The organism is Nocardioides marmoriginsengisoli (genome assembly GCF_003725695.1).
Lineage (GTDB): Bacteria > Actinomycetota > Actinomycetes > Propionibacteriales > Nocardioidaceae > Marmoricola > Marmoricola marmoriginsengisoli.
On record NZ_RJSE01000001.1, the window covers coordinates 31239 to 45960 of the forward strand.

Genomic DNA, 14722 nt, shown 5'->3' on the forward strand with positions numbered 1-14722 from the left:
GGTTCATCGTAGGCGCATGCGAGGGGCGCGCAGGTCGTGAATCCGGAAATCCGGGCTCCGGTGAACAGCCTGTACGCCCTGGCAGCCTTGGGTAGGCTGACCGGTCATGTCCGGCATCGATGACTCCGGCTCTCCTCCGGAGGTGCCCGAGGAGTACGCCGCGGTCTACCGCGACGCGTACCTGCGCGCCCTCGCCGAGGACGCCGAGAGCCCGGTCGAGCCGGCCGCGGACGCCGCGGCGACGGAGCCGGAAGCGGGCGGACCCGACCCGGAGCGGGCCTCCTGGCGGCGACCGCTGCTGGCAGCCGTCGTCGTCCTCGCGGTGATCGGCGGCGCGTTCGCGGTGGTGCAGGCGCTCTCCGGTGACGACGAGCCGTCGATTCCCCGGGTCAGTGAGCCGCGGAGCACCAGCCCCGCCCCCGGTCGCCGCCCCGGCACGCAGCAGTCGGAGGAGCCCGCCGCTCCCGAGAGCACCGAGGCGACCCCGTCGTCCACCGACGAGCCGGCCTGGGACGGCGAGGTGGAACCGGTCGGGATCCTCGGTGCCGAAGCCACCTGCACGGCCGATCCCGGCGTCGACTCGGCCGGCGACCCGGTCCGCTACACGGCGGCGAACGCGGTCGACGGCGACCCTGCCACGGCCTGGCGCTGCGACGGCCGCGCGATCGGCGAGACCCTGACTTTCACGCTGCCGCCGGACACCGAGGTCGCCGAGGTCGGACTGATCCCCGGCTACGCCAAGACCGACGCGAGCAGCGGAGCCGACCGGTACGCCGAGAACAACCGGATCACCCGGGTGCGGTGGACGCTGGCCGACGGAGTCGTGGTCGAGCAGAAGCTCGACCCGTCGCCGGACGACCGGAGCGTGCAGCGGATCCGGGTACCGCGCACCGAGACCGGCGAGATCACCGTCGAGGTGCTCGGGGCGAAGCGCGGTCCGCGCAACACCACCGCGATCAGCGAGGTCGAGGTCTCGGAAGCCGATTAGCCCCGGTCACCGGAGCGCGTCGTGGCGCCGGCTCGTCCGGTTCCTCGGGCGGGCTCTCCTCCGCGGCGAGCTCTTCCTCGGCGGTCTGGTACGTGATCAGGATCAGCGCGAGCACCGCCCAGACGATCCGGTCGTAGAGGGTCGGGCCGATCATGCCGAACGCGGCGTAGGAGAGGCCGGCGTACGCGAGCCGGTTCGGGGTGCCCTGCCGGAAGAGCGGTCTGACCAGCGCCGCCACGATCAGCACGAACCCGACCAGGGTGAGCACGCCGCCGGCGACGGCCACCTCCAAATAGGCGTTGTGGTACGCCAGGATGGTGTCCTTGCCCCAGCCGATGCCTTCGATCGGATGCTTCCAGAACGTGTCGAAGCCCTGTTGCAGCAGGCTCTCGCGGGCCTGGTCGGAGAACTGGGCGCTGGTGTTGCCCTTGAGCCGGTCGAGCACCGTGTCCTGGCCGAGCGCGCTGAGCAGCCGGTCGGCGGTGAGCACCGCGACGAACGCGCCGGAGACGATCACGTACCAGGCGGCCGCGGAGCGCTCGACGATCGGCCAGGCGACCGTGATCAGCGCGCAGCAGAGCAGGCTGGCCCGGCTGCCCGAGTTCACCACCGAGAAGCCGACGACAGCCATCGCTCCGACGACGATCCAGCGGTGCTTCGGGTCCACCCGGTAGAAGAGGAAGATCAGCAGCGCGTAGGCCATCTGGCCGCCGAGACCGTAGAAGTTCGGCTGCGTGGTGAGGCCGACGGCGCGGCCCTGGGCCATGCCGGCACCGCCGCGGACCACCGAGTACGCCGCGCTGATCATCTGGCCGCCGACGTACGCCCAGGCCATCGCGTCCAGCAGCCGGCCGGTGGGCCGGAGGACGTTGAGCACCAGGACCAGGCCGATCATCGCGGCGACGACCTTGGTGAGGCCGACCAGGCTGCCCGCGGTGCCGGGGTTGATCAGGCTCGTCACCATGCCGCCGACGAAGAGGATGCTGGCGCCGGCGACGTACATCGGCGGCAGCTTGGGGCGGCCGACGAGGAGTCGCGGGATCAGCAGCCCGAAGCCGAGCACGAAGAAGATGTCGGAGACGGTGACGTTGCCGCCCAGGCCGAGCGCGTTCATCGGCGCCATCAGCATGCCGATGAGCATCAGGCCGATGCCCATCTTCTCCGGGCCGACCGCTACCAGGACGACCAGCGCGACCGCCAGCGCGACCGCGGCGATGCTGTACAGCAGCTGGTTGGTGCTGACCCCGACGACGAGCAGCAGCAGCAGGACGACGACGCCGACGAGGGAAGCTGCGGAGCTCTTCAGCGCGTTCATCGCGGAGCCCGCGTCACGACTTGGGCTTGTCCGGCCCGTACCCGTAGGCGTACCCGTACCCGTACCCGTAGCCGGATCCCTTGCCGCCGCGCTTCGGCGTCATGTTCACCATCACACCGAGCAGGTTCGCGTCGACCTGGGCCAGGCGGAGTGCCGCCTGCTTGAGCTGCTCCTTGGACGTCTTGCCGTGCCGGACGACCAGGATCGCGCCGTCCACGTCGCGGGCCATGATCGCGGCGTCGGAGACCGGGAGCAGCGGCGGGCCGTCGATGATCACCATGTCGAACATCTGCGAGACCCGGTCGAAGAGCTCCTGCGCCGCACGCGACTGCAGGACCTCGGTCGGGTTCGGCGGGATCGGGCCGCTGGCCAGGAAGTAGATGCCGGAGTCGGTGTGCTTCTGGATGCTGTCCTGCAGCTCGCTGCGGCCGACCAGCACCGTGGTCAGACCGACCGAGCGCTCCAGGCCGAGCACGCTGGCAACCTTCGGGCGACGCAGGTCGCCGTCGACGAGCAGCACCCGGAGGCCGGTCTGCGCGAGCGCGATCGCCAGGTTGGTGGCCGTCGAGGTCTTGCCCTCGCTCGGCACCGCGCTGGTGATGACGATGGCGCGCGGCCGGGTGTCGAGATCCAGGAACTGCAGGTTGGTGCGCAGCAGCCGGAACGCCTCGACGCGGGTCGAGTGGCTGCCGACCTCGGTGAGCAGCGGATGCTTCGGGACGTCGCTGTCGTAGGCGACGCTGGAGAGCACCGGCGCGTCGATGGTGTTCTCCACGTCGGCCGCGGAGGAGACGGTGTTGTCGAGCAGGTCGCGGAGGAGCGCCATGCCGAGGCCGATGAGCAGGCCGAGGACGCCGGCGATGACCAGGTTGAGCACCGGCTTCGGGCTGACCTGGTTGCTGCTGTACGACGCGGGGTCGACGATCGTGGCCTTGACCGGCGAGGTCTCCAGCTCGGCGATGTAGTCGGTGAAGACCTCGGACTCGGCCTTGGCGATCGCCTGGGCCTGGGCGGCGTCCGGGTTGTGCACCTTGATCTCGATGATCACCGTCAGCTCCGAGACCTTGGCCTCGATCTGGTCGGCGAGCTGGGCCGGCGTCTCCTTCAGGTTCAGCCGGGCGATCACCCGCTGCATCAGCTCACGGCTGGTGGCCAGCTGCGCGTAGGACTCGACGCGCTGGGAGGCGAAGTAGCTGGCGATGATCGGGCTGTCGTTCGCGTCCGTCGAGTTCTGCGCCGCGATGAAGACCCGCGCCTTGGACTCGTACTGCGGGGTCTGGAAGTAGGTCAGAGCGCCGCCGCCGAGCAGACCGAGGAGGAAGAAAACAACGATCGTCAGCCAACGGCGCTGCGCCATACGCAGCAGTTCCTTGAAATCCACGCTGAACTTTCTGGCTCGGGTCTGGTACCACTCGACCCCCGGAGTCTAGTCAGATCCGGGCCGCACTCCTGCGAGGCGTGCGCCAGTGGTCACGAATAGAAACGATCATGCCGGGTAATCGTGACGTGTCCGCCCAAAATGGCCGAAGTGGAGCTCGGCGAGTCCGGATCCACGCGGTCCGGGAGGGTCGGATCGCCTCGGAAATCGGCGGGATAGATTGCCCGGATGGGAGATCTGCTGATCACGGTGGCACCGACGGGAGCCGAGACCACCAAGGACGACTGCCCGCAGTTGCCGACGACGCTCGCGGAGCTGGTGGAGACCGCGCAGCGCTGCGAGGCGGCCGGTGCCGGGATGATCCACGTGCACATCCGCGACGACGAGCACCGGCCGACGCTGGAGCCGTCCCGGCTGGCCGAGACGGTCGCGGCGCTGCGCGAGGGCACCGGGCTGGTGGTCCAGCTCTCCACCGGAGGCTCGGTGCACGACCCGCTGGACGCGCGGCTAGCCGTCCTGGACGCGGCCCCGGACTCGTGCAGCCTGACGATGGGCACGACCAACTTCGGTGACGACGTGTTCCTGAACCCGTGGCCCTTCGTCTGCGACCTCTACCAGCTCAGCCAGGAGGGCGGCGTGGTCCCCGAGTTCGAGCTCTTCGACCTCGGCCAGGTCGACGCGCTGGGCCGCCTGCTCGCCCGCTACGGGTTGCCGTACGGGGGCAAGGTGCACGTCGACCTGGTGATGGGCGTACCCGGCGGGATGCCCGGTACGGCGGATGCCCTGGTGGCCGCGGTGGCGGCGCTGCCGACGGAGACGACCAGCTGGTCCGCGACCGGGATCGGGCGGTCGACGCTGCCGGTCGCGCTCGCCAGCCTCAGCAAGGGCGGCCACCTGCGGGTCGGGATGGAGGACGTGCTGACCCTCGCCCGCGGCGTACCGGTCGAGCACAACGAGCAGCTGGTCTCCCGCGCGGTGGAGCTGGGCCGACTCGCGCAACGCTCGCCGATGTCCGGCGACGAGGCGCGGGCGCTGCTCGGTCTCGCCTGAGCGCCGTCCGGTCTCTACGCTGCCACCATGGACGATGCGCAGCGGCAACCCCGCGACGGCGACCGCGGCCGGGTACGCGACCAGATCAAGCGCGCCGTGGATTCCGGCCGGATCACCAGGGCCGACGGCGACATCCGGCTGACCAACGTGGCCTCGGCGCAGAGCATGGCGGAGCTGGGCCTGATCACCCGCGACCTCGACCAGCTCGAGGCGGTCCTCCAACCCGGTACGCCGGTCTCCGCCGCCCCGCCGGAGCAGGGCTGGGCGACGCCGACGGTCTCGACCGCCGCGACGGCGGCTGCCGGCGGTGTGCGTCGCACCCTGCCGCTGCTGATCGGCGTCCTCGTGATCGCCCTGGTCGGTGCCGCCGCGGCCGCGCTGGTCGTGTTCAGCGGGTCGGCGTCGGAGACCGGATCGGACTCCGGCAGCAGCGACGGCCTGTCCACGACGCTGCCGTTCACCGCGTCCCCGGAGGCGGAGACGCCCGAGGAGCCGATCGACGAGCCCGACTCCGAGGAGCCGGACGCCGAGGAACCGGACGAGCCGGGAGCCGACTACGAGCTGAGCGCCGAGGGCATCCGGGGCTTCCTGGCGACGTACCGGGCGAAGTTCTCCACGACCAAGGTGGTGGACCTCACGATGTACGACGACTACGTGATCGTGAAGGTCCCCGTTCCGGGCAAGGCCCGCAACACCGGGTGGGTGTATCGCGACGGCACCTTCAGCGACTTCGGCGGGGTGTCGGCGAACTTCCCGGGGTCGGCGGTGATCGACACCCGCAAGCTCGACGTCCCGGCCTTGATGAAGAACATCGCGAAGGCCCGTCGGACGCTCAACGTCGAGGACTACACCACGACCTACGTGAGCCTGAGCTACCGACCGGACTTCGACCAGGCCCCGAACGTGAACATCTACGTCTCCAACGAGTTCCGCGAGTCCGGCTACCTGGCGACCGAGCTGGACGGGAAGGTCGACCGGGCGTACCCGTTCAGCAGCTAGTCGTCGCTCAGTAGACGAGCGCCTGGACGCCGTCGGTCAGCACCGCTTCGGCGAAGGTCGCGGCACCGGCGATCCGCGCACCCGGGACCAGGTCGGCCTCGGTCAGCTCGCGGCGCGCGGCGCACTGGGCGCAGACGATCAGGGAGCCTGACTCGAGCACCAGGTCGCGGGCCTCGGCCAGCGAGCCGGCGAGCGGGAGCTCGAACTCCTCGGCGCGACCGGGGACCGCCAGCCAGGCGGCTTCACCGGTCAGCCACAGGGAGACCTCGGCTCCCGAGGCGATCGCCGCGGTGGCGACCGTGAACGCCTGGCTGCAGCGCTCGGCCTCGTCGGTCCCGGCAGTGCACTTGATCACCAGACTGCGCATAGGGAGACAGTAGTCTTGCCGACGTGGAAGCGTTCTTGGTGGTCGTGATGGCGGCAGTCCTGCTCGGCGTCGGGGTGTGGGCGATCCTCGGCTCCCGCCGGGTGCTCGAGCTCACCGACGCCGGAGTCGAGGAGTAGTCATGCCGTTCGAGATCCCCGAGAACATCCACCCGCAGTGCGCCCGCCTCGCCTGGATCCTGGGCACCTGGGCCGGCAACGGCCACGGCGAGTACGACGGCATCGACGACTTCGAGTTCGGCCAGGAGATCCTGTTCCAGCAGGACGGCCGGCCGTTCATCCACTTCATGAGCAGGTCCTGGATCGTCGACGCCGAGGGCAACCACGTCCGCGAGGCCGCCCAGGAGACCGGGTTCATCCGTCCCCAGGAGGACGGCACCCTCGAGGTCGTGATGACGCACAACACCGGTTTCGTGGAGATCTGGCACGGCGAGCTCGACCCTGAGGCTCCGCGGTTCGAGATCGTCACCGACGCGGTGGCCCGGACCGGGTCCGCCAAGGAGTACACCGGCGGCAAGCGGCTCTACGGCTACGTCAACGGCGACCTGCTCTACGCCTTCGATATGGCGGCGATGGGCAAGGAGTTGCAGCCGCACACGCACGCCCAGCTGGTCCGCCAATGACCGACTGGCAGACCCGGCTCCGGGAGAGCGGCCACCGGCTGACTCCCCAGCGCGAGCTGGTGCTGGCAGCGGTCGAGTCGCTCGGCCACGCGACCCCGGACGAGGTGTACGCGGAGGTCCGCACGCACTCGGACGCGATCAACCTCTCCACGGTCTACCGGACGCTGGAGCTGCTCGACGAGCTCGGCCTGATCCGGCACGCGCACCTGACCGACCGGGCGCCGACGTACCACTCGGCCGCCGGGCACGAGCACTCGCACCTGGTCTGCCGCGGCTGCGGCACCACGATCAGCGTGGGCCGTGCCGCGATGGAAGGAGCCCTCGGCGCCCTCGCCGCCGAGCACGGCTTCGAGCCCGACTACGGGCATCTCTCGGTCTTCGGCCGCTGCGCCGACTGCGCCGCCGCGGCGACGTGACCACCGCCTGACCGCCGGTGGAATGACCGGCTGGGGGAGACTGTTGGAGTGAGTATGAGCAGCCCTCTCCTGACCCTGCCCGGAGCCGTTGCCGGCAACGGCCTCGATGCCCCGGTCGCCGCGCACTACGGCTCGTTCCACGGCGAGCAGCTGGCGCTGGAGGCGGGCGACGGGTTCGTCGACCTCTCGCACCGCGGCGTGGTTCGGATCAGCGGACCGGACCGGCTCGAGTGGCTGCACTCGCTGACCACCCAGCACCTGACCGACCTCGCCCCCGGCGAGCCCACGATCGCGCTGATCCTCTCCCCGCAGGGCCACGTCGAGCACGCGCTGTACGGCGTCGACGACGGCGAGGTGTTCACGGCGCACGTCGAGCCCGGTACGGCGCCCGAACTGGCCGGCTGGCTGGACCGGATGCGCTTCATGATGCAGGTCGAGGTCGCCGACGTCAGCGACCAGGTCGCGGTGGCCTGGCGGCCCGTCTCCGGCGGCAAGTTCGACCTGGTCCCGCGTGCCGAGCTCACGGCGTACGCCGACGCGGCCGGACCGGCTGCCGGGATGTGGGCGCACGAAGCGCTGCGGATCGCGCGCGGTGAGCCGCGCCTCGGCCTGGACACCGACCACCGGACGATCCCGAACGAGGTCGGCTGGATCCCGAGCGCCGTCCACCTGGACAAGGGCTGCTACCGGGGCCAGGAGACGGTCGCCCGGGTGCACACCCTCGGCCGGCCGCCGCGCCGGTTGACGCTGCTGCACCTGGACGGCTCGGACAACCGGCTGCCCGCTCCCGGCACACCGCTGGTGCACGGCGGCCGCGAGATCGGCTTCGTCGGCTCCTCGGCCCGCCACCACGAGCTCGGCCCGATCGCGCTCGGCCTGGTCAAGCGCAACGTCCCGCTCGACGCCACCCTGGACGCCGACGGCATCGCCGCCGCCCAGGAGGTCGTCGTCGACCCCGAGGTCGGCCTGCACGTGCGCCCCCGCTTCTCCTGACGGACCAGAAGGGCGACTCGACAGACTGGAAGGGGACGCTCATCTAGGCTTGACGGATGCACCGGCTCCGAAATGGCGTGAAGCACTACGACTGGGGATCCCGGGACGCGATTCCGCAATTTCTCGGGGACCAGGCGGGCGACGAGCAGCCGATCGCGGAGGTCTGGATCGGGACGCACCCGCTGTCGCCGTCGGTCGTGGTCGAGGACGACGGCGCGGAGCGACCGCTGGCCGAGGTCGCCGGCGACCTGCCGTTCATGGTCAAGCTGCTCGCCGCCGACCGACCGCTGTCGCTGCAGGTGCACCCGGCCCGGTCGCTCGCCGAGCGCGGCTTCGCGCGCGAGGAGGAGGGCGGCGTCCCGCTGGACGCTCCGCACCGCGTCTACAAGGACCCGAACCACAAGCCCGAGATGGTCTACGCGCTGACGACCTTCGACTCGCTGATCGGGTTCCGACCCAGCGCCGAGATCCTCCGCGTGCTCGGACCGCTGGACACCCCGCTGACCCAGAGCCTCTCCGAGGAGCTCCGTGCCGATCCCGGCTTCGGGACCATCGTGCAGCTCATCGAGCGGCTGCTGGCCGATGGCGTCGACAAGTCCGAGGTGCACCGGATCGTCGAGGCCTGCCGCACCCTCAGCGGGCTGAGCATGGACATCAAGCGCGCCTACCAGACGGCGGTCGAGATCGCGGAGTACTTCCCCGACGACATCGGCGTGGTCATCTCGCTGATGCTCAACCGGATGACGCTGCAGCCCGGCGAGGCGGCGTACCTGGAGACCGGGGTGATCCATGCGCACCTGAAGGGTCTCTGCCTGGAGGTGATGGCGAGCTCGGACAACGTGCTGCGTGCCGGTCTCACCACCAAGCACATCGACACCGCCGGGTTGGTCGAGTGCCTGGAGAGCGGGATGGCGCGGGTCTCCCGGGTCACCCCCGACTTCCTGGACTACGACACCGAGGTGTTCTCGCCGGCCGGCGGCGGGTTCGCGCTGGCCGTCACCCAGATCTCGGCGGCCGCGCCCGAGGGCGTCGAGCTGGTCCGCAGCGACGGCAGCGTGCTGATCTGCACCGGCGGCGAGGTCGTCGTCACCACCGAGAACGGCGAGAAGATCACCTTGGCACGGGGGGAGTCGCTCTACCTCGCGCCGGACGACCGCTCCGCCACGGTGCACGGCCTCGGCGAGGTCGCGCAGGCGTACGTGCCGCCGAACCGGGCGCTGCGCTCGCGTCTGGTCGACGTGGTCTGAGAAGCAGCCGAGCCGGGCCCGCCAGCCGCGAGGCTGACGAACCCGGCTCGTGCGCCGTGGTCCTAGGAAGCGCTGTTGATCATGCCGGCGCCGACGGTCACGCCGGTCGCCTCGTCGATCAGGATGAAGGAGCCGGTGGTCCGGTTCTTCGAGTACGGGTCGCAGAGCAGCGGCACCGTCGTGCGCAGCTGGACCCGGCCGATCTCGTTGACGCCGAGCTCCTTGGTCTCCTGGTCGCGGTGCAGGGTGTTGATGTCCAGGCGGTACTGGATGTCCTTGACCAGCGCGCGACCCGTGCGGGTGGTGTGCTTGATCGCGAGCTTCTGGCCCTTGCGGAGCGGCTCGGTGGTCATCCAGCAGACCATCGCGTCGATGTCCTGGCTCGGCTTCGGCGCGTTGTTCACCCGGGCGATCATGTCGCCGCGGGAGACGTCGACGTCGTCGGCGAGACGGACCGTGACCGACATCGGCGGGAACGCCTCGGTGATCTCCTGGTCGAACAGGTCGATGCCGGCGATCTTCGACGTCATCCCCGACGGGAGCACGACGACCTCGTCGCCGGGCTTGAGGACACCGGAGGCCACCATGCCGCCGTACCCGCGGTAGTCGTGGAACTCGTCGGACTTCGGCCGTACGACGTACTGCACCGGGAAGCGGGCGTCGACCAGGTCGCGGTCGGAGGCCACGTGCACGTTCTCGAGGTGGTGCATCAGGGTCGGGCCCTGGTACCAGTCCATGCTCTCGGAGCGGTTGACCACGTTGTCGCCCTGCAGCGCCGAGATCGGGATGACGGCGAGGTCGGGGATGTTCAGCTTGGTCGCGAACTGGGTGAACTCGGCCTGGATCTGGTCGAAGATCTCCTGGGAGAAGTCGACGAGGTCCATCTTGTTCACCGCGAGCACCAGGTGCGGGACCCGGAGCAGCGAGAGGATCACCGCGTGCCGGCGGGACTGCTCGGTCAGGCCCTGGCGGGCGTCGACGAGCACCAGGCCGAGGTCGGCGGTGGAGGCGCCGGTGACCATGTTCCGGGTGTACTGCACGTGCCCGGGGGTGTCGGCGATGATGAACTTGCGGCTGGGCGTCGCGAAGTAGCGGTAGGCCACGTCGATGGTGATGCCCTGCTCGCGCTCGGAGCGCAGGCCGTCGGTGAGCAGCGCCAGGTCGGTGTAGTCGTAGCCCTTGGCCTCGCTGGTCGCCTCGACCGCCTCGAGCTGGTCCTCGAAGATCGACTTGGAGTCGAGCAGCAGCCGGCCGATCAGGGTCGACTTGCCGTCGTCGACCGAGCCGGCGGTGGCGAAGCGGAGCAGGTCCATGTTGCGCCCGACGTTCTGGGCGGTCTCCAGCGCGTTGTCGGCACCCATCAGAAGTACCCCTCCTTCTTGCGGTCTTCCATGGCTGCCTCGGAGAACCGGTCGTCGCCACGGGTGGCGCCGCGCTCGGTCAGCCGGGCCACGGCGATCTCGTCGATGATCTCGTCGATCGTCGAGGCGGTGCTCTCCACGCAGCCGGTCAGGGTCAGGTCGCCGACGGTACGGAACCGTACGGTCCGCTCCGAGGCCTCCTCGCCCGGCTTGCACGGGTTGAACTCGCTCTCGGTGAGCAGCATCCCGTCGCGCTCGAAGACGCTGCGCTGGTGGGAGAAGTAGATGGAGGGGATCTCGATGCCCTCGCGGCCGATGTAGTGCCAGACGTCGAGCTCGGTCCAGTTGCTGATCGGGAAGATCCGCATGTGCTCGCCCGCGTGCAGCCGGCCGTTGTAGAGGCTCCAGAGCTCGGGGCGCTGGTTCTTCGGGTCCCACTGGCCGAACTCGTCGCGGTGGCTGTAGACCCGCTCCTTGGCGCGTGCCTTCTCCTCGTCGCGACGGCCACCACCGAAGGCGGCGGTGAAGCCCTCCTCCTCGATGGCGTTGAGCAGGGTGCCGATCTGGTGCCGGTTGCGCGAGGTCTTGCCGTCGTCGACGACCACCCCGTTCTTCAGCGCCTCCTCGACGCTGGCGACGATCAGCCTGAGGCCGAGGCGGTTGACCCAGTTGTCCCGGGTGGCGAGCACCTCGGGGAAGTCGTAGCCGGTGTCGACCTGCAGCACCGGGAACGGGATCTTCGCCGGGTAGAAGGCCTTCTCCGCCAGCCGCAGCATCACGATGGAGTCCTTGCCGCCGGAGAACATCAGGACCGGCTTCTCGAACTCGGCCGCGACCTCGCGGAAGATGTGGATCGACTCCGCTTCGAGCTGGTCGAGCTGGCTCAGCCGGTAGTCGGCATGGGTCTGGTTCATGGGGGCCTCTCGTGATTCTGCCCGTGGTGGGCAACCCTCTGGGGGCAGCGGCCATCGTATCGACATCCGCCAGCGGGCCGGACATCGTCTCATGGTAGTGGAACGTGTTCTAGTTTTGCTCGACGCGACCCGCGCCGACCCGCGCGGGCGCGGTCAGGCCTCGTCGGTGGCGTGCCCGGTCGGGTCCGGAGCCCGGGTGTCGTCGAGGTACTCGCCGCCGATCGGCTCCGAGGACCAGGACACGATCGTCCAGCCCGACTCCGGGTCGCCGTCCAGCACGATGCAGGCCGTGTTGGCGAGGCCCTCGGCCGCCATCGCGTGCACGTTCGACCCGTGGACCCGGGACGCGACCCAGGTCCGGATCGCCGCGCCGTGCGAGATCACCAGGGCGACGTCGTGCCCGCGTCCGGCGATCTCGGCGATCTCCGCGTCGTACCGCTCCAGGAACTCGTGCCCGGTCTCGGCGCCGGACACCCGGCTGTCCAGACGGCCTTCGATCCAGTCGGCGACGGTGCCGATGTAACCGAGGATCGAGTCGTGGTCGGTGGCCATCTCGTAGTCGCCGGCGGCGATCTCGCGCAGTCCGTCCAGGACCACCGGCGTCGTGTTCAGCGCGGCTGCCAGCGTCGCCGCCGTCTGCCGGGTCCGGTGGGTGGGGGAGATGAAGATCGCGTCGATCGGTTCGGGGGCCAGCGCGAAGGCGGCCGCCTCGGCCTGGCGCCGGCCGAGGTCGGTGAGCTCCAGGCCGGGGATCGCGGTGTCCAGCGCCCCCGAGGTGTTCCCGTGCGTCTGGCCGTGGCGAAGGAGGAGAAGCCGCATACCGGAATGCTACGGACCGTGCCGGTCGCCCCGGCGGGCGGATCAGCCCTTCTTGCTGCCCTCGAGCTCGGCGACGGTCGGGGCGCCGAACATCGGCAGCCCCTGGCGCTTGCGGAGGAATCCCCAGACCACCGGGACCACGACGAGCATGACCAGGCCGATCACGCCGATCAGGACCGGGTGGGTGTCGTCCTCGCCGGCTCCCAGCGGCGCCCAGCCGGCCTTGTCCAGCAGCGCGACCCCCGACATCGTCAGCACGATCACGATGCCGCGGCGGATCACCGACTGCGGGACCTTGGCCGCGAACCGCGCGCCGATCAGCGTCCCGGGGACCGAGCCGAGGATCAGCGGCAGCGTGATGCCCCAGTCCAGGCCGTTCACCATGATGTTCGAGATCGCGGCGGCGAGCACCAGCGGGACCGCCTGCACCAGGTCGGTGCCGACCAGCTTCAGCGCGGACAGCGTCGGGTAGAGGATCAGCAGCACGACCATGATCACCGAGCCCGAGCCGACGCTGGTGATGCCGACGAGCAGGCCGCCGAGCGCACCGACGAGCATCGTCGGGATCGGCCGGATCGTCGGGTTGTCGTCCGCGGCCAGGTGGCCGGTCCGGACCCGGACCAGCTGGATGTAGAGCCGGATCGCGTACGTCGAGGCAGCCACCAGCAACGCGAACCCGATGCACATCTTGAGCAGGTCCTCGACGTCGCCCTCGTCCACCACCCAGGAGACCAGGTGCGGCCCGAGGAAGGCCATCGGGACCGAGCCGGCGATCAGCCAGCCGGCCAGGTGGAAGTTGGGGGAGCCGTGCTTGGAGTGCACCAGCGCCCCGCCGGTCTTGTAGACGGCGGCAGCGGTCAGGTCGGCGGTGACGATCGCGGAGGTGTGTCCGACGCCGAGGAAGATCAGCGCCGGGGTCATCAGGGCGCCGCCCCCCATGCCGGTGACGCCGACGATGACGCCGACGAAGAAGCCTGCAGCGACGATCTGGGCAGCGTTGTCTGTGAAGAGGTCGTGCACGGTGTCTCTGGTCCCCGTCTGTTGGTCAAGCAGAGGTGGGCAAGGTGTGGAGAGTCTACAAAGGTAGTACGGATAGTACGTCTGCCAGGGCATCCTCGATGCTCCGGCCGGTGGTGTCCACCCGGACGGCCGCGTCCTCGGGCTCCTCGTAGGGGCTGGAGATGCCGGTGAACTCCGGGATCTCGCCGGCGCGGGCCTTGGCGTAGAGGCCCTTGCGGTCGCGGCGCTCGCACTCCTCCAACGGGGTCGCGACGTGCACCAGCACGAACTCGCCGCCGGCCTCCTCGACCATCGCGCGGACCTGGCGGCGGGTCTCGTCGAACGGCGCGATCGGCGAGCAGATCGCGATCCCGCGGTGCCGGGCGATCTCGGCGGCGACCCAGCCGATCCGGCGGATGTTGGTCTCCCGGTCGGCCTTCGAGAAGCTCAGGCCCGCCGACAGGTTCCGCCGTACGACGTCGCCGTCGAGGCTGGTCACGGTGCGCTCGCCCTGCTCGAGGACCAGGTCCAGCAGCGCCTGCGCGAGGGTGGACTTGCCGCTCCCGGAGAGGCCGGTGAAGAAGACCACCACGCCCGGCTGGTCGGGCTGGTCCGAGGCCACCACGGCCTCGACCTCGGCCGGCAGCGAGCCGGTGCCGGAGACGGCCAGCACCTCGCCGGGCGCGTAGTTCGCGGTCACCTGCTGGCCGAGCGCGTGGTCCGTCTCGGGGTCGCCGTGGCTCGGCAGGGTGGCCGCCACCACGGCGGTGTCGCCGAGCAGGTCGGCGGCCGCGAGGCTGGCCCGGACCAGACCGACCGCGGTGACGCCCTGCGGGGTGCCGGTGCCGGTGAGGGCGAGCAGGACCACGCTGCGGTCGCCGCGGCGGCTGCGGATGGTGTCGAGGTCGGTGTCGGTCAGCGGCGCCGCGACCGGGACCGTGAGCGCGCCGGGGTGCTGCTCGGCGACCGCGGCGGGGGTCAGGTGCAACCGCCGGAACGGCCCGTACGCCGGCACCGCGAGCTGGGTCAGGCCGGCGCCGGTGAGGCGGGCCAGCGGCAGCCCCTCGGGGTCGACCAGCTCGAGATCGTCGCTGTCGATCTCGGCCGGGACGGTCAGGCTGACCGGCCCGTCGGCCTCGAAGGCGGTCAGCGGCGCGAGACCGCCGTTGAGGAGGAGCTCGAGGTCGTCGAGCTCGCGGGGCGTAGGACAGAACTGGGCCGGCACGACGGACATCG

Annotated in this window: 15 protein-coding genes; 7 read left to right on the forward strand and 8 right to left on the reverse strand. The window is 70.4% G+C overall.

Annotation, left to right across the window (positions count from 1 at the left end; all coding sequences use genetic code 11):
* Nucleotides 1-106: 106 nt before the first annotated feature.
* Nucleotides 107-988 (forward strand): NADase-type glycan-binding domain-containing protein, encoded by an 882-nt coding sequence (locus EFK50_RS00165; protein ID WP_123225531.1) that lies wholly within the window; start codon nt 107-109, stop codon nt 986-988.
* On the opposite strand, the gene EFK50_RS00170 is transcribed toward EFK50_RS00165, so the two are convergent.
* Nucleotides 957-2303 carry an O-antigen ligase family protein gene (locus tag EFK50_RS00170; RefSeq protein WP_123225532.1) on the reverse strand — a complete coding sequence of 449 codons (1347 nt, stop codon included), beginning with the start codon at nt 2301-2303 and terminating at the stop codon, nt 957-959. The two genes, EFK50_RS00165 and EFK50_RS00170, sit on opposite strands and share 32 nt — an antisense overlap.
* Before the next feature lie 13 nt (nt 2304-2316).
* A complete protein-coding gene (locus EFK50_RS00175) occupies nt 2317-3684 on the reverse strand; it encodes a tyrosine-protein kinase domain-containing protein (RefSeq protein WP_148046003.1) in 1368 nt (455 codons plus the stop codon).
* Nucleotides 3685-3909: 225 nt separating this feature from the next.
* Between EFK50_RS00175 and EFK50_RS00180 the strand changes: the two genes are divergently transcribed.
* Together EFK50_RS00180 and EFK50_RS00185 are read left to right on the forward strand one after the other, a co-directional pair.
* Complete coding sequence (locus EFK50_RS00180; RefSeq protein ID WP_123225534.1) at nt 3910-4731, forward strand: beta-keto acid cleavage family enzyme; 822 nt, start codon at nt 3910-3912, stop codon at nt 4729-4731.
* 27 nt (nt 4732-4758) lie between these two features.
* Nucleotides 4759-5730: a DUF1707 SHOCT-like domain-containing protein gene (locus tag EFK50_RS00185; protein WP_123225535.1), complete on the forward strand. Its 972-nt coding sequence runs from the start codon at nt 4759-4761 to the stop codon at nt 5728-5730.
* 7 nt (nt 5731-5737) lie between these two features.
* Here the strand turns inward: EFK50_RS00185 and EFK50_RS00190 are convergent, their stop codons facing one another.
* Nucleotides 5738-6097, reverse strand: coding sequence for a DsrE family protein (locus EFK50_RS00190; protein WP_123225536.1), 360 nt, complete (start codon nt 6095-6097; stop codon nt 5738-5740).
* Nucleotides 6098-6236: 139 nt separating this feature from the next.
* Between EFK50_RS00190 and EFK50_RS00195 the strand changes: the two genes are divergently transcribed.
* Genes EFK50_RS00195 through manA form a run of 4 tightly spaced genes read left to right on the forward strand, consistent with a single transcriptional unit; the run spans nt 6237 to nt 9393 of the window.
* Complete coding sequence (locus EFK50_RS00195) at nt 6237-6737, forward strand: heme-binding beta-barrel domain-containing protein (protein WP_123225537.1); 501 nt, start codon at nt 6237-6239, stop codon at nt 6735-6737.
* The gene (locus EFK50_RS00200; protein ID WP_123225538.1) at nt 6734-7153 is read left to right on the forward strand and encodes a Fur family transcriptional regulator; all 420 of its coding nucleotides are present in this window, start codon (nt 6734-6736) and stop codon (nt 7151-7153) included. The genes EFK50_RS00195 and EFK50_RS00200 overlap by 4 nt, the downstream gene beginning before the upstream one ends.
* A 54-nt stretch (nt 7154-7207) precedes the next feature.
* Nucleotides 7208-8146: a CAF17-like 4Fe-4S cluster assembly/insertion protein YgfZ gene (gene ygfZ / locus EFK50_RS00205; RefSeq protein WP_123225539.1), complete on the forward strand. Its 939-nt coding sequence runs from the start codon at nt 7208-7210 to the stop codon at nt 8144-8146.
* Between the two features lie 56 nt (nt 8147-8202).
* A complete protein-coding gene (manA, locus tag EFK50_RS00210; protein WP_123225540.1) occupies nt 8203-9393 on the forward strand; it encodes a mannose-6-phosphate isomerase, class I in 1191 nt (396 codons plus the stop codon).
* A 62-nt stretch (nt 9394-9455) separates the two neighbouring features.
* Here the strand turns inward: manA and cysN are convergent, their stop codons facing one another.
* The 5 genes from cysN to cysC form a co-directional block, all read right to left on the reverse strand.
* A complete protein-coding gene (cysN, locus tag EFK50_RS00215; protein ID WP_123225541.1) occupies nt 9456-10754 on the reverse strand; it encodes a sulfate adenylyltransferase subunit CysN in 1299 nt (432 codons plus the stop codon).
* Nucleotides 10754-11668, reverse strand: a complete 915-nt coding sequence (gene cysD / locus EFK50_RS00220; protein WP_123225542.1) for a sulfate adenylyltransferase subunit CysD — start codon at nt 11666-11668, stop codon at nt 10754-10756. Before cysD ends, cysN begins: the two co-directional genes overlap by 1 nt.
* Before the next feature lie 153 nt (nt 11669-11821).
* Nucleotides 11822-12487, reverse strand: a complete 666-nt coding sequence (locus EFK50_RS00225; RefSeq protein WP_123225543.1) for a histidine phosphatase family protein — start codon at nt 12485-12487, stop codon at nt 11822-11824.
* A gap of 42 nt (nt 12488-12529) precedes the next feature.
* Nucleotides 12530-13507 (reverse strand): sulfite exporter TauE/SafE family protein, encoded by a 978-nt coding sequence (locus EFK50_RS00230; protein WP_246003956.1) that lies wholly within the window; start codon nt 13505-13507, stop codon nt 12530-12532.
* A gap of 55 nt (nt 13508-13562) precedes the next feature.
* Nucleotides 13563-14720, reverse strand: a complete 1158-nt coding sequence (gene cysC, locus EFK50_RS00235) for an adenylyl-sulfate kinase (RefSeq protein WP_123225545.1) — start codon at nt 14718-14720, stop codon at nt 13563-13565.
* Nucleotides 14721-14722 lie beyond the last annotated feature (2 nt).

Coding starts and splice junctions, on each gene's coding strand:
- EFK50_RS00165 (WP_123225531.1), top strand. CDS start 107: ATGTCCGGCATCGATGACTCCGGCTCTCCTCCGGAGGTGCCCGAGGAG.
- cysD (WP_123225542.1), bottom strand. CDS start 11,668: ATGAACCAGACCCATGCCGACTACCGGCTGAGCCAGCTCGACCAGCTC.
- EFK50_RS00225 (WP_123225543.1), bottom strand. CDS start 12,487: ATGCGGCTTCTCCTCCTTCGCCACGGCCAGACGCACGGGAACACCTCG.
- EFK50_RS00185 (WP_123225535.1), top strand. CDS start 4,759: ATGGACGATGCGCAGCGGCAACCCCGCGACGGCGACCGCGGCCGGGTA.
- EFK50_RS00200 (WP_123225538.1), top strand. CDS start 6,734: ATGACCGACTGGCAGACCCGGCTCCGGGAGAGCGGCCACCGGCTGACT.
- manA (WP_123225540.1), top strand. CDS start 8,203: ATGCACCGGCTCCGAAATGGCGTGAAGCACTACGACTGGGGATCCCGG.
- cysC (WP_123225545.1), bottom strand. CDS start 14,720: ATGTCCGTCGTGCCGGCCCAGTTCTGTCCTACGCCCCGCGAGCTCGAC.
- EFK50_RS00195 (WP_123225537.1), top strand. CDS start 6,237: ATGCCGTTCGAGATCCCCGAGAACATCCACCCGCAGTGCGCCCGCCTC.
- cysN (WP_123225541.1), bottom strand. CDS start 10,754: ATGGGTGCCGACAACGCGCTGGAGACCGCCCAGAACGTCGGGCGCAAC.
- EFK50_RS00180 (WP_123225534.1), top strand. CDS start 3,910: ATGGGAGATCTGCTGATCACGGTGGCACCGACGGGAGCCGAGACCACC.
- EFK50_RS00190 (WP_123225536.1), bottom strand. CDS start 6,097: ATGCGCAGTCTGGTGATCAAGTGCACTGCCGGGACCGACGAGGCCGAG.
- ygfZ (WP_123225539.1), top strand. CDS start 7,208: ATGAGCAGCCCTCTCCTGACCCTGCCCGGAGCCGTTGCCGGCAACGGC.
- EFK50_RS00170 (WP_123225532.1), bottom strand. CDS start 2,303: ATGAACGCGCTGAAGAGCTCCGCAGCTTCCCTCGTCGGCGTCGTCGTC.